Here is a 12,810-nt window from a genome sequence, read left to right as displayed (position 1 = left end):
GGCAAACCTCCGGTACGTAGCACTGAGCACCGGAGGTCTTCCCCACCCGGACCGGCCGATGGCCTGGCGTCCGGGCCGACGAGGCCGGACCGACAACGGTGCCGGACGTGATGACGACCTCATCGTGGGCGGGGTACTCCCCTCCAACCCGCATACCCTACATGAGACCCTGGCCCGGGCCTCCGCGCGCGCCAGGACGCGGAACCGCTGATCAGGGCGGCGCGACGACGCGCGGGACCGGGGGCCCGCCGCCTCAGGCCGTGGCCGCCTGCATCTGCCGCAGCTCCTTCTTCAGGCCGCCGATCTCGTCGCGCAGCCGCGCCGCGACCTCGAACTGCAGCTCGGCCGCGGCGGCATGCATCTGGTCGCTCAGCTCCTGGATGAGCTCGGCGAGCTCGCCCGCGGCGGCGCCGGCCAGCCGGTTCCCCGAGACCGCGCCCTCCTTTGGCGAGCCCGGCACGGGCGCACGACCGCGGCCCTGCCCGGACGCCGGCGCCTTGCGGTACCCGCCCGAGAGCAGCTCCTGCGTGTCGATGTCCTCGCGGGCCAGCATGTCCGTCACGTCGGCGATCTTCTTGCGCAGCGGCTGCGGGTCGACGCCGTGCTCGGTGTTGTAGGCGACCTGCTTGGCGCGCCGCCGGTCGGTCTCGTCCAGCGCGTACCGCATGGCCGGCGTGATCTTGTCGGCATACATGTGCACCTGGCCCGTGACGTTGCGCGCCGCGCGACCGATGGTCTGGATGAGCGACCGCTCGGAGCGCAGGAAGCCCTCCTTGTCCGCGTCCAGGATCGCGACCAGGGACACCTCGGGCAGGTCGAGGCCCTCGCGCAGGAGGTTGATGCCGACCAGGACGTCGTACTCCCCGAGCCGCAGCTCCCGCAGCAGCTCGACACGCCGCAGGGTGTCGACCTCCGAGTGCAGGTACCGCACCCGCACGTCCTTCTCGAGGAAGTAGTCGGTGAGGTCCTCGGCCATCTTCTTGGTGAGCGTCGTGACGAGGACGCGCTCGTCGCGGTCGACGCGCTCGCGGATCTCGTGCAGCAGGTCGTCGATCTGCCCGGTGGTGGGCTTGACGACGACCTCGGGGTCCACGAGGCCGGTGGGGCGGATGACCTGCTCCACCACGCCGTCGGACATCGACAGCTCGTAGTCGCCCGGGGTGGCGGACAGATACACCGTCTGTCCGATCCGCTCGACGAACTCCTCCCAGCGCAGCGGCCGGTTGTCCATCGCGCTCGGCAGCCGGAAGCCGTGCTCGACCAGCGACCGCTTGCGGGACATGTCGCCCTCGAACATCGCGCCGATCTGCGGCACGGTCTGGTGCGACTCGTCGATGACGAGCAGGAAGTCCTCGGGGAAGTAGTCGAGCAGCGTGTTCGGGGGCGAGCCCTGCTCGCGCCCGTCGATGTGCCGCGAGTAGTTCTCGATGCCGCTGCACGTGCCGATCTGGCGCATCATCTCGATGTCGTAGGTGGTGCGCATGCGCAGCCGCTGCGCCTCGAGCAGCTTGTTCTGCTGCTCGAGCTCCGCGAGCCGGTCCGCCAGCTCCGCCTCGATCCCGCCGATCGCCCGCTCCATGCGCTCCGGACCCGCGACGTAGTGCGTGGCCGGGAACAGGTAGACGCTCTGCTCGGACCGGATCACCTCGCCCGTGAGCGGGTGCAGCGTCTGGATCGACTCGATCTCGTCGCCGAACATCTCGATGCGCACGGCGAGCTCCTCGTACACCGGGATGATCTCGACCGTGTCACCGCGCACTCGGAACGTGCCGCGCGTGAACGCCGTGTCGTTCCGGCTGTACTGCATCTGCACGAAGCGCCGCAGCATGTCGTCGCGGTCCACCAGGTCGCCGACGTCGAGCCGGACCATCCGGTCGACGTACTCCTGCGGCGTGCCGAGGCCGTAGATGCACGACACGGAGGCGACGACGATCGTGTCGCGCCGCGTGAGCAGCGACGACGTCGCCGAGTGCCGCAGCCGCTCCACCTCGTCGTTGATCGACGAGTCCTTCTCGATGTAGGTGTCCGTCTGCGCGATGTACGCCTCGGGCTGGTAGTAGTCGTAGTACGAGACGAAGTACTCGACGGCGTTGTTCGGCAGCAGCTCCCGGAACTCGGTGGCGAGCTGGGCGGCGAGCGTCTTGTTCGGCGCCATGACGAGCGTCGGCCGTTGCAGCTTCTCGATCAGCCACGCCGTCGTCGCGCTCTTGCCGGTACCGGTGGCGCCGAGCAGCACCACGTCCTTCTCCCCCGCCTGCACGCGGGCGGCGAGGTCCGCGATCGCGGTCGGCTGGTCACCCGCGGGCACGTACTCGGACACCACCTCGAAGGGGGCCACCGCACGCTGCAGGTCGGTCACAGGTCGCATGCCCACCACGGTACGGCGCGCCGCCGACACCCGGCCGGCCGAGCCGGTCCATGGCGCCGTCCAGAGCGCGGCTCAGGTCTGCGACGCCTCGGCGTCGGACTCCTGCTCGACCTCGCTCCGCAGGCGCTGCCACAACGCGTCGACCTGCTCCCGGAGCCCGCCCTCGGAGCCCGTGCCGTCCAGGGTCACGTCCGCGACGGCGGCCCGCTCCTCGTCGGTGGCCTGCGCCCCGACGCGGGCGCGCGCCGCGGCCTCGTCCAGCCCGCGGCCCTCGACCAGCCTGGCCACCCGCTGCTCGGCCGGGGCGTGCACCACGACGAGCAGGTGGAAGTGGTCGGCCTGCCCGGTCTCGACCAGGAGCGGGATGTCGTGCACGACGACGGCCCGGTCGTCGGCCGCCCCCGCGAGGGCCTCGCGCTCCGCGGCGACCCGCCGGATCTCCGGGTGCAGGATCCCCTCCAGGCGCGCCCGTGCGTCCGGGGCGTCGAAGACCACCCGCCCGAGCGCCGGGCGGTCGAGCGACCCGTCGGCCGCGAGCACGCCCTCGCCGAAGGCCTCGACGACCTCCTCGAGCCCGACCGTGCCGGGAGCCACCACCTCCCGGGCCAGGACGTCGTGGTCCACCACGACGGCGCCCAGCTCGGCGAGGCGGCGCGCGACGACGGACTTGCCGGCGGCGATGCCGCCCGTGAGGCCGATACGGAGCATGGGCCCATCCTGCCCCCGGCGTAGGCTTCCCGCCATGAGCGCCCACGGCACCCGGCCGCAGCGCGAGGGGGAGGTGGCATGGCGGGCGGCGGCATGATGCGCTCGTACCTGAAGGACTCGTCGGTCAAGGACCGACGCCTGTCGGGCTCGACGCTCAGGCGGATCCTCGCTTTCGCCCGGCCGTACCGGGCGCAGCTCACCGGCTTCGTGGCGCTCCTCGTGCTCAGCGCGGGCGCCGGCGCCGTGACCCCGCTGCTGTTCCGGCGGCTCATCGACGACGGCATCGCGCACGGCGACCGTTCCCTGGTCCTCTCGATGGCCGCGGCGGCCGTCGCGATCGCGCTCGCCTCCGCGGCTCTGGCGGTGGCCGAGCGCTGGCTGTCGTCGCGGGTCGGCGAGGGGCTCATCCTGGACCTGCGCACGGCGGTCTTCGACCACGTGCAGCGGATGCCGCTCGCGTTCTTCGCGCGGGCGCGCACCGGTGCCCTGGTGCAGCGCCTCAACGGCGACGTCCTCGGCGCGCAGCAGGCGTTCACCTCCACCCTGCAGACCGTGGTGTCCAACGGCCTGACGATCGCCTTCACCCTCGCCGCCATGTTCGTCATGTCCTGGCAGCTCACGCTCGTCTCCCTGGTCCTCCTGCCCGCGTTCGTGTTCCCCGCGCGCTGGTTCGGGCGCCGGCTCGCGACGCTGGCGCGCACCGGCTACGACCTGAACGCCGACGCCGGTCAAATGATGAACGAACGCTTCAACGTCGCGGGCGCGCACCTCGTGAAGGTGTTCGGCGACCCCGACCTGGAGAGCGCGCGGTACGCGGACCAGGTGCGCAGCCTCCGCGACCTGGGGGTGCGCACCGCGCTGCTCGGCACCTGGTTCCGCGTGGGTCTCACGACGCTGGCCTCCGTCGCCATCGCCCTGGTCTACGGGCTCGGCGGGCTGCAGGCGATCGCCGGCGAGCTCACGGTGGGCACCGTCGTGGCGCTCACCGCCTACCTCGGGCGCCTGTACGGCCCGCTGTCCGCCATGTCGAACGTGCAGGTGGACGTCATGACCGCGCTGGTGAGCTTCGAGCGGGTGCTCGAGGTGCTCGACCTCGAGCCGGCCATCGCCGAGAAGCCGGGCGCCGTCGACCTGCGCGAGGCCGTGGCGGGCCGCGGCGCGTCCGTGGAGCTGGACCGGGTCACGTTCCGCTACCCGACCGCCGAGGAGATCTCGCTCGCCTCGCTCGAGTCCGTCGCGGCCCTACGTTCGGACCCCACGGACGACACCCTGCACGACGTCTCCTTCAGCGTGCCTGCGGGCGCCATGGTCGCGCTCGTGGGGCCGTCGGGCGCTGGGAAGACCACCGTGTCGCAGCTCGTGTCGCGCATGTACGACCCGACGTCGGGGGCGGTGCGCATCGCCGGCACGGACCTGCGCGACGTCACGGCAGCGTCGCTGCGCGGCACCGTCGGCGTGGTGTCCCAGGAGGCGCACCTCTTCCACGACACCGTCGCGGCCAACCTGCGGTTCGCCCGCCCCGACGCCTCCGACGAGGACCTCGAACGGGCCCTGCGGCAGGCGAGGATCTGGGACCTCGTCGCCCGGCTCCCGGAGGGGGTCGACACCGTCGTCGGCGACCGCGGCTACCGTCTCTCCGGCGGGGAGCGCCAGCGGCTCGCGATCGCCCGGCTCCTGCTCCGGGCGCCGGACGTCGTGGTGCTCGACGAGGCCACGGCGCACCTCGACTCCGAGTCCGAGGCCGCCGTGCAGGCGGCCCTCGACCAGGCGCTGGCCGGCCGCACGTCGCTCGTCATCGCCCACCGGCTGTCGACGGTCCGCGCCGCGGACGCCATCGTCGTGCTGGCCGACGGCCGCGTCGTCGAGGTCGGCACGCATCCCGAGCTCCTCGCCGCCGGCGGCCTGTACGCCGAGCTCTACGCCACGCAGTTCGCCGACACCGGGGCCCCGGCGACCGAGTAGCAGCCCGCGCCCCCGGGCGGCCAACCACTCCGGCGCCCCACTCCGGCGACATCGAGACGGGGCGGCGACCCTGCCCTCGCCGGGTCCGGCGGGGGCGGTACCGCCGCGCTCCCCCGCACGCACGACGGCGGCCCGCCACCCCGAGGGGTGACGGGCCGCCGTGGGCACCGGTGGGTCGCGCGCGACCCGGCCGGGTCAGTTGCCGGTGAGCTTCTCGCGAAGCGCGGCGAGCGCCTCGTCCGAGGCGAGCGTGCCCGCGGCCTCCTGCGCCGGCGGGGCCGACGAGTAGGAGGAGGACGAGGACGACGACGACGAGCTGCTGCTGCTGCTCGAGGAGCCGCCGCCGGGGACCGCGTCGTTCACGGCCGCGTCGGCGTCCGCCGCGATGGCCGCACGGACCTGCTCGCGGTGCGCCTCCCAGCGGGTGTGTGCCTTGGCGTACTCCGCCTCCCAGGCCTCACGCTGCGTCTCGAAGCCCTCGAGCCACTCGTTGGTCTCCGGGTCGAAGCCCTCGGGGTACTTGTACTCGCCGTTCTCGTCGTACTCCGCAGCCATGCCGTAGAGCGCGGGGTCGAAGTCCTCGGACTCCGGGTCCATGCTCTCGTTGGCCTGCTTGAGCGACAGCGAGATGCGGCGACGCTCGAGGTCGATGTCGATGACCTTGACGAAGACCTCGGCACCGACGCTGACGACCTGCTCGGGCAGCTCGACGTGGCGCACGGCCAGCTCCGAGATGTGCACGAGACCCTCGATGCCGTCCTCCACGCGGACGAACGCACCGAACGGCACCAGCTTCGTGACCTTGCCGGGCACGACCTGGCCGATGGCGTGCGTGCGGGCGAAGGTCTGCCACGGGTCCTCCTGCGTCGCCTTCAGCGACAGGGAGACACGCTCGCGGTCGAAGTCGACGTCGAGCACCTCGACGGTGACCTCCTGGCCCACCTCGACGACCTCGGACGGGTGGTCGATGTGCTTCCAGGACAGCTCCGAGACGTGCACCAGACCGTCGACGCCGCCGAGGTCCACGAACGCACCGAAGTTGACGATCGAGGACACGACACCCGGGCGCACCTGGCCCTTCTGCAGGGTCTGCAGGAAGGTGGAGCGGACCTCGGACTGGGTCTGCTCGAGCCAGGCACGGCGCGACAGGACCACGTTGTTGCGGTTCTTGTCGAGCTCGATGATCTTGGCCTCGATCTCCTTGCCGACGTACGGCGCGAGGTCGCGGACGCGACGCATCTCCACGAGGGAGGCGGGGAGGAAGCCGCGCAGACCGATGTCGAGGATGAGGCCGCCCTTGACGACCTCGATGACGGTGCCGGTGACGACGCCGTCCTCCTCCTTGATCTTCTCGATCGTGCCCCAGGCGCGCTCGTACTGCGCGCGCTTCTTGGACAGGATCAGACGACCCTCCTTGTCCTCCTTCTGGAGGACGAGCGCCTCGACGGCGTCGCCGACGGCGACGACCTCGCCGGGGTCGACGTCGTGCTTGATCGACAGCTCGCGGGAGGGGATCACGCCCTCGGTCTTGTAACCGATGTCGAGGAGGACCTCGTCGCGGTCGACCTTGACGATCGTGCCTTCGACGATGTCACCATCGTTGAAGTACTTGATGGTGGCGTCGACGGCGGCAAGGAAGTCCTCTTCGGTGCCGATGTCGTTGACGGCAACCTGCGGGGCGGACTTCGTGGTGGAGATGGTCATTGAGTAGTTGCTCCGATGCGGACAGGACGTAGTGCGGACAGGGTCTGCGGTACAAGCACCGGGCGTCGCCACGACGATCGATCCGCACGACGGCGATTCGAACCCCAGGACGTCCTCGGGCGCACTGCACCGCCGAACATCCTATCGATGGCGCCCTGCTGGGTCAACGCGCCGACCATGCCGACGGCGATGCCGCCGCCTGCCCGACCGGAGCCCGTGCCACGATGACCGGGTGAGCCACCAGTCTCCCGCCCCGCGGCCGATCTCGCACGCGGGCTACGAGGACGTGCCCGACGCCGCGGGCAGCGCGGCCGCGCGCGGCTGGTGGGACGAGAACGCCGACGACTACCTCGCCGAGCACGGCGAGTTCCTGGGCGACGCCGGCTTCCGCTGGGGCCCCGAGGGGCTCACCGAGGCGGAGGCCGGGCTGCTCGGCGACGTCGACGGGGCACGGGTCGTCGAGGTCGGCGCGGGCGCCGCGCACTGCTCGCGCTGGCTGAGCACCCGGGGCGCGCGCGTCGTCGCCACCGACGTGTCGGCGCAGATGCTCGCCGGCGCGGCGCGGCTCAACGTCGCGACCGGCGTCGCCGTCCCGCTGGTCCAGGCGGACGCCCGGAGCCTGCCGTTCGCGTCGGCCTCCGCGGACGTCGTGTTCACGTCGTTCGGGGCGATCCCCTTCGTCGCGGACGCCGGGCGGGTGCACGCCGAGGCGGCGCGGGTGCTCCGGCCCGGCGGGCGGTGGGTGTTCTCCGTGACCCACCCGGTGCGGTGGGCGTTCCCGGACGACCCCAGCACCCACGGCCTCACCACCCACCGCTCCTACTTCGACCGCCGGCCCTACGTCGAGGTCGACGACCGCGGCGGGGTGCTCTACGCCGAGTACCACCGCACGGTCGGCGACCACGTGCGGGACGTCGCCGCCGCCGGGCTGCGCGTGCGCGACGTCGTCGAGCCCGAGTGGCCGGCGTGGAACACCTCGACCTGGGGTGGCTGGAGCCCCGAGCGGGGCGCCGTCCTGCCCGGCACGGCAGTGTTCGTCACGACCAAGGACTGAGCAGCGGCACCGTCGGTGCCCCTCAGTGCCCGGCGTCGTGCCAGGTCGGTCCGGCGCCCACCGAGACGTCGAGCGGCACGTCGAGCGAGGCCGCGGACCCCATCTGCGAGCGCAGCACGTCCTCCGCAGCCTCGCGCTCGCCGGGGGCCACCTCGACCACGAGCTCGTCGTGCACCTGCAGGAGCAGACGCGAGGCGAGGCCGCGCTCGTCCAGCTCGCGCTGCACGCCGAGCATCGCGACCTTGATGATGTCGGCGGCGCTGCCCTGGATCGGCGCGTTGAGCGCCATGCGCTCGGCCATCTGACGGCGCTGGCGGTTGTCGCTCGTGAGATCGGGCAGGTAGCGGCGCCGGCCCAGGATCGTCGCGGTGTACCCCGTGGCGCGCGCCTCCTCCACCACCCCGGTGAGGTAGTCGCGCACGCCGCCGAACCGGGTGAAGTAGTCGTCCATCAGCGACTGCGCCTCGCTGGTGGGGATGGTGAGCTGCTGCGACAGGCCGAAGGCGCTCAGCCCGTAGGCGAGGCCGTAGCTCATGGCCTTGATCTTCGAGCGCATCTCGGCGGTGACGTCCTCGGGCGCCACCTCGAAGACCCGCGAGCCCACGTACCGGTGCAGGTCCTCGCCGGACCGGAACGCCTCGATGAGGCCCTCGTCGCCGGACAGGTGCGCCATGATGCGCATCTCGATCTGGCTGTAGTCGGCGGTGAGCAGCGTCTCGTAGCCCTCGCCCACCCGGAAGGCGCGCCGGATGCGCCGGCCCTCCTCGGTGCGGATCGGGATGTTCTGGAGGTTCGGGTCCGTGGAGCTCAGCCGGCCCGTGGCGGCGATCGTCTGCTGGAAGGTCGTGTGGATCCGGCCGTCCGGCGCCACCGACTTCAGCAGCCCCTCGACCGTGGAGCGCAGGCGGGTCGCGTCCCGGTGCGCCAGCAGGTGCTCGAGGAACGGGTGCTCCGTCTTGACGTAGAGGTCCTGCAGGGACGCGGCGTCGGTCGTGTAGCCCGTCTTGATCTTCTTGGTCTTGGGCATCCCGAGCTGGTCGAAGAGCACCTCCTGCAGCTGCTTCGGGCTGCCGAGGTTCACCTGCCGCCCGATCACGTCGTAGGCGTCGGCGGCGGCGTCGGCCACCATCGCGGCGAACTGCTTCTCGAGCTCCGTCAGGTACTCGACGTCGGCCGCGATGCCCGTGGCCTCCATCCGCCCCAGGACCGCGGTGAGCGGCAGCTCGAGGTCGGCGAGCAGGCCGGCGGCCCCGCGGTCGTCGAGCTGGCCCGTCAGGGCCTGCGCCAGGTCGACCACGGCTGCGGCCCGGACCGCCGCCTGCCGCGCCCGCGGGTCGTCGTCCCCGCCATCGAGCGCGAGGTCCAGGGCGCCCTGCCCGGCGGCGCCGGCGGACTCCCCCGCCGACAGCTCCCGCCCGAGCAGCCGCACGGTGAGGTCCGCGAGGTCGTACCCGCGCTGGTCGGGGTAGCAGAGGTAGGCGGCGAGCTCGGTGTCGAAGGCCACGCCCCGCAGCTCGAGGCCGCGGCCCGCGAGCTCGTGCCACGCCGACTTGGCGCCGTGCACGACCTTCGGCGCCTCGGGGTCCGCGAGCCAGGCGGCCAGCGCCCGCTCGTCCTCCGGCGCGGCGTCGGCGAGGTCCACGACCGCGGCCGACCCCTCGTCGTCCGCCCCTCCGTCGGCGACCGCGACCTCCCAGGCGTCGCCGGCCCCCGGCGTGGCGGTCCCCGTGACCTCCACCCCCAGGGGGCGCCCCGCCCGGTCCGCGAGCCAGGCGCCGAGCCCGCCCGTCTCGATCGACGCGAGCTCCACCTGGACGCCGGACACCGCCGCGACCTCGACGGGCTCGGCCGCCGGGTCCGCGGCGAGCAGCCGGTCGCGGAGGGTGCCGAACTGCAGCGTGTCCGAGACCCGGTGCACGGCCTCCCGGTCGAAGCCGGCCAGCGCCAGCTCCTCCACGGCGAGCGGGAGCTCCAGGTGGTCGAGGAGCGCGTTGAGCTCCCGGTTGAGCCGCACCTGGTCGACCGCGTCGCGCAGGTTGGCGGCAGCCTTGCCCTTGAGCTCGTCGACGTGCTCCAGCAGCGGCTCGAGCCCCCCGTAGGTGGTGACCCACTTGGCCGCCGTCTTGGGGCCGACCCCGGCGACACCGGGCAGGTTGTCGCTCGTCTCCCCCACCAGGGCCGCGAGGTCCGGGTACTGCTGCGGGGGCACGCCGTACTTCTCGACGACGGCCTCCGGCGTCATGCGCGCGAGCTCGGAGACCCCGCGCTTGGGGTACAGCACGGTCACGTGCTCCGTGACCAGCTGCAGCGAGTCGCGGTCGCCGGAGCAGACGAGGACGTCCAGCCCGGCCTCGGCGCCCTCGCGGGCGAGGGTGGCCAGGATGTCGTCGGCCTCGATCCCCTCGCGCTGCAGCGACGGGATCCGGAGCGCCTCGAGGACCTCCTTGATGAGCGGGACCTGGCCGCGGAACACCTCGGGCGTCGCGTCGCGGTTGCCCTTGTACTCGGGGAAGCGCTCGGTGCGGAACGTCACGCGACCGGCGTCGAACGCCACGGCGGCGTGGGTGGGCTGCTCGTCGCGCAGCAGGTTCGTCAGCATCGACGTGAAGCCGTAGACGGCGTTCGTCACCTGGCCGCTGGACGTCACCAGGGTGTCGGGCAGCGCGAAGAACGCGCGGTACGCCATGGAGTGGCCGTCGATCAGCAGGAGGCGCGGGCGCCCCTCGGTTCGCGCAGAGGTCGTCACGGGTGCCAACCTATCGCCCATGGCCGACACACCTGACGACGCCTCGACGTTCCCCGGCACCCTGGAGCAGTGGTCGGCGGCCGGCCGCGGCACTCTCCTCGAGCGGCTGGGCATCGCGCTCACCGGCGTGGCCGCGGACCTCACCACCGGCGTCATGCCCGTCGCGGGCAACACCCAGCCCGCGGGGCTGCTGCACGGCGGGGCGACGGCGTCCCTCGCGGAGACCCTGGCGTCCGTCGCGGCGCAGCAGCACGCCGGGCCGGGACGCGGCGCCGTGGGCCTGGAGCTCAACGCGACCCACCACCGAGGGGTGCGGTCGGGGACGGTGCACGGGGAGGCACGGGCGCTCCACCTGGGCCGGACGACGGCCTCCTACGAGATCGTCGTCACCGACGACGAGGGGCGGCGCGTGTGCACCGCGCGGCTGACCTGCATGATCCTCGACGGTCGCTGAGCGACCGGAGCGGCGCCGGGTGCGCCTGGCATCAATCAGGAGGGGACGGACTCGCTCGTGGCGTCCGGGCGCGGCACCACGCCGAGGGCGGTGAATCCGTCGCCGGTGGGGGCGTCGCCGGGACGGTCGACAGCACGCTCGGCCGCGGCCCGCAGCGCGGCGTCCCGCTCCGCCTGGAAGGCGCGCAGGTCGACGGGGCCGGTCGGCAGGCCCGCGGCGCGCGCCCGGCGGCGCCGGGCGACGAGGTCCTCGATCGCCGCCCGGGTCGCCTCGCGGCGCCCGACGCGCACGGCGGTGCGGGACGAGCGGGGGCTCTCCTGGGCGAGGCGGCGCTGCAGCGTCGCCGTGGCCACCACGCGGTGGCCGGAGGTCGGCGCGAAGCCCAGCCGGGCGAGGAACCGGTGCATGCCCCGTGCGCCGGGCGCCGGCGCGCAGTAGACGTTCTCCGCGCCGCGCTCCCCCGCCACGGCGGCGGCCGCCGCGAGGAGCGCGTGCCCCACGCCGCGGCGACGCGCGGCCGGGGAGACGAAGACCGCGTCGACGTAGAGGCTCGTCGTGGTCGCGAACAGCAGCGGGTCGATGACGCGCAGCACCGCGAAGCCGCAGACCTCGCCCTCGTTGGTCGCGACGAGGACCTGGCCGCCGGCGCCCAGCAGGACGCTCAGGTGCTCGAGCAGGCGCGACGCGTCGACGGGCGACCCCTGCACGGCCGCCGGCGACTCCTCGACCGCGCGCTCCGCGAGCTGCGCGACGCCGACCATGTCGTCCTGCTCGACCGGTCGGACCTCGACCGTTGCACGCATCGGCACCTCCTCGACGAAGACCGTGAACCCCGGCCCCGGTCCGGTGGGAACCCTCCCACCTGTCCTCACGGGCCCGGCCCGGGAGGATCCCGGGCTCACGATCGTTGAAGCATGAATATCACAGATCGGTTACGACACCCAGGCGACCATAGCCGCCGCAGAGTTGTCGCACAATGCCGGTGGCCCGGCCGCAGGACGAGTCCTGGGGCCGGGCCACCGATGTGCGGGTCAGGCCCCGCCGACCTGCTCGATGACGGCGTCCGCGACCTCACGCATCGTGAGGCGACGGTCCATCGACGTCTTCTGGATCCAGCGGAAGGACTCCGGCTCGCTCAGGCCCATCTTGGTCATGAGCAGGCCCTTCGCGCGGTCCACGCGCTTGCGGGTCTCGAAGCGCTCGGTGAGGTCGGCGACCTCCGCCTCGAGCGCCCCGATCTGCTGGTAGCGCGAGATCGCGATCTCGACGGCCGGGAGCAGGTCCGCCGGGGTGAACGGCTTGACGACGTACGCCATCGCGCCCGCGTCCCGCGCCCGCTCGACGAGCTCCGTCTGGGAGAACGCGGTGAGCAGGACGACCGGGGCGGCGTGCGCCTTGCCGATCCGCTCGGCCGCCGAGATGCCGTCCAGCTCGGGCATCTTGACGTCCATCACCACGACGTCCGGCTTGAGCTCCGTCGCGAGACGGACCGCCGTCTCGCCGTCGCCCGCCTCGCCGACGACGTCGAAGCCGGCCTCACGGAGCGTCTCGACGACGTCCATCCGGATGAGGGCCTCGTCCTCGACGACGATGGCACGGCGCGCAGGTCGCTCCGGCGCCTTGGGAGCCTCCGGCTCCTGGTCGATCATGGGCGGCAGGTCGAGCGGCACCGTCGCCTCGGGCTTCGCGTCGTTGGGCTTCTCGTCGGTCACCCGTTCATCCTAGTGGCCACGGCGGGGCGCCGCGTCCCGTGCCCGGTGTGACACGTGCGACGCCTGGTCGGCGGCCTGGTCGACGCGCGGCCGGTGACCGGA

At 72.9% G+C, this 12,810-nt stretch carries 9 protein-coding genes; 3 read left to right on the top strand and 6 right to left on the bottom strand.

Features of this window, described 5'->3' with window-relative positions; all coding sequences use genetic code 11:
• Nucleotides 1–253: 253 nt before the first annotated feature.
• Both uvrB and coaE read right to left on the bottom strand, forming a co-directional pair.
• Nucleotides 254–2,368: an excinuclease ABC subunit UvrB gene (gene uvrB / locus ACQFYA_RS10280; RefSeq protein WP_499123707.1), complete on the bottom strand. Its 2,115-nt coding sequence runs from the start codon at nt 2,366–2,368 to the stop codon at nt 254–256.
• A 72-nt stretch (nt 2,369–2,440) separates the two neighbouring features.
• Nucleotides 2,441–3,076, bottom strand: coding sequence for a dephospho-CoA kinase (gene coaE, locus ACQFYA_RS10275; RefSeq protein WP_499123705.1), 636 nt, complete (start codon nt 3,074–3,076; stop codon nt 2,441–2,443).
• A gap of 78 nt (nt 3,077–3,154) precedes the next feature.
• On the opposite strand from coaE, the gene ACQFYA_RS10270 reads away from it, so the two are divergent.
• Nucleotides 3,155–5,038 carry an ABC transporter ATP-binding protein gene (locus tag ACQFYA_RS10270; protein WP_499123703.1) on the top strand — a complete coding sequence of 628 codons (1,884 nt, stop codon included), beginning with the start codon at nt 3,155–3,157 and terminating at the stop codon, nt 5,036–5,038.
• Nucleotides 5,039–5,233: 195 nt separating this feature from the next.
• On the opposite strand, the gene rpsA is transcribed toward ACQFYA_RS10270, so the two are convergent.
• Nucleotides 5,234–6,742, bottom strand: coding sequence for a 30S ribosomal protein S1 (gene rpsA, locus ACQFYA_RS10265; protein ID WP_499123701.1), 1,509 nt, complete (start codon nt 6,740–6,742; stop codon nt 5,234–5,236).
• Between the two features lie 232 nt (nt 6,743–6,974).
• Here rpsA and ACQFYA_RS10260 point away from each other — a divergent pair, with 232 nt between their 5' ends.
• Entirely contained in the window at nt 6,975–7,796 is an 822-nt protein-coding gene (locus ACQFYA_RS10260) for a class I SAM-dependent methyltransferase (protein ID WP_499123699.1), read from the top strand.
• A gap of 22 nt (nt 7,797–7,818) precedes the next feature.
• On the opposite strand, the gene polA is transcribed toward ACQFYA_RS10260, so the two are convergent.
• Nucleotides 7,819–10,563 (bottom strand): DNA polymerase I, encoded by a 2,745-nt coding sequence (gene polA / locus ACQFYA_RS10255; protein ID WP_499123697.1) that lies wholly within the window; start codon nt 10,561–10,563, stop codon nt 7,819–7,821.
• On the opposite strand from polA, the gene ACQFYA_RS10250 reads away from it, so the two are divergent.
• The gene (locus ACQFYA_RS10250) at nt 10,562–10,996 is read left to right on the top strand and encodes a hotdog fold thioesterase (RefSeq protein ID WP_499123695.1); all 435 of its coding nucleotides are present in this window, start codon (nt 10,562–10,564) and stop codon (nt 10,994–10,996) included. The genes polA and ACQFYA_RS10250 overlap by 2 nt on opposite strands.
• Before the next feature lie 35 nt (nt 10,997–11,031).
• Here ACQFYA_RS10250 and ACQFYA_RS10245 read toward each other — a convergent pair whose 3' ends face one another.
• A complete protein-coding gene (locus ACQFYA_RS10245) occupies nt 11,032–11,799 on the bottom strand; it encodes a GNAT family N-acetyltransferase (protein ID WP_499123694.1) in 768 nt (255 codons plus the stop codon).
• Nucleotides 11,800–12,027: 228 nt separating this feature from the next.
• The gene (locus ACQFYA_RS10240) at nt 12,028–12,645 is read right to left on the bottom strand and encodes an ANTAR domain-containing response regulator (RefSeq protein WP_499127496.1); all 618 of its coding nucleotides are present in this window, start codon (nt 12,643–12,645) and stop codon (nt 12,028–12,030) included.
• Between the last annotated feature and the right edge of the window lie 165 nt (nt 12,646–12,810).

This window comes from Promicromonospora sp. Marseille-Q5078 (assembly GCF_050315395.1).
In the GTDB taxonomy this organism is placed as follows: domain Bacteria; phylum Actinomycetota; class Actinomycetes; order Actinomycetales; family Cellulomonadaceae; genus Isoptericola.
This window is presented reverse-complemented; position numbering and strand designations above follow the sequence as displayed.

What these genes read in the sequence shown, in the direction of transcription:
- uvrB (WP_499123707.1), bottom strand. Translation starts at nt 2,368, where the DNA reads ATGCGACCTGTGACCGACCTGCAGCGTGCGGTGGCCCCCTTCGAGGTG.
- coaE (WP_499123705.1), bottom strand. Translation starts at nt 3,076, where the DNA reads ATGCTCCGTATCGGCCTCACGGGCGGCATCGCCGCCGGCAAGTCCGTC.
- ACQFYA_RS10270 (WP_499123703.1), top strand. Translation starts at nt 3,155, where the DNA reads ATGGCGGGCGGCGGCATGATGCGCTCGTACCTGAAGGACTCGTCGGTC.
- rpsA (WP_499123701.1), bottom strand. Translation starts at nt 6,742, where the DNA reads ATGACCATCTCCACCACGAAGTCCGCCCCGCAGGTTGCCGTCAACGAC.
- ACQFYA_RS10250 (WP_499123695.1), top strand. Translation starts at nt 10,562, where the DNA reads ATGGCCGACACACCTGACGACGCCTCGACGTTCCCCGGCACCCTGGAG.
- polA (WP_499123697.1), bottom strand. Translation starts at nt 10,563, where the DNA reads ATGGGCGATAGGTTGGCACCCGTGACGACCTCTGCGCGAACCGAGGGG.
- ACQFYA_RS10245 (WP_499123694.1), bottom strand. Translation starts at nt 11,799, where the DNA reads ATGCGTGCAACGGTCGAGGTCCGACCGGTCGAGCAGGACGACATGGTC.
- ACQFYA_RS10240 (WP_499127496.1), bottom strand. Translation starts at nt 12,645, where the DNA reads ATGATCGACCAGGAGCCGGAGGCTCCCAAGGCGCCGGAGCGACCTGCG.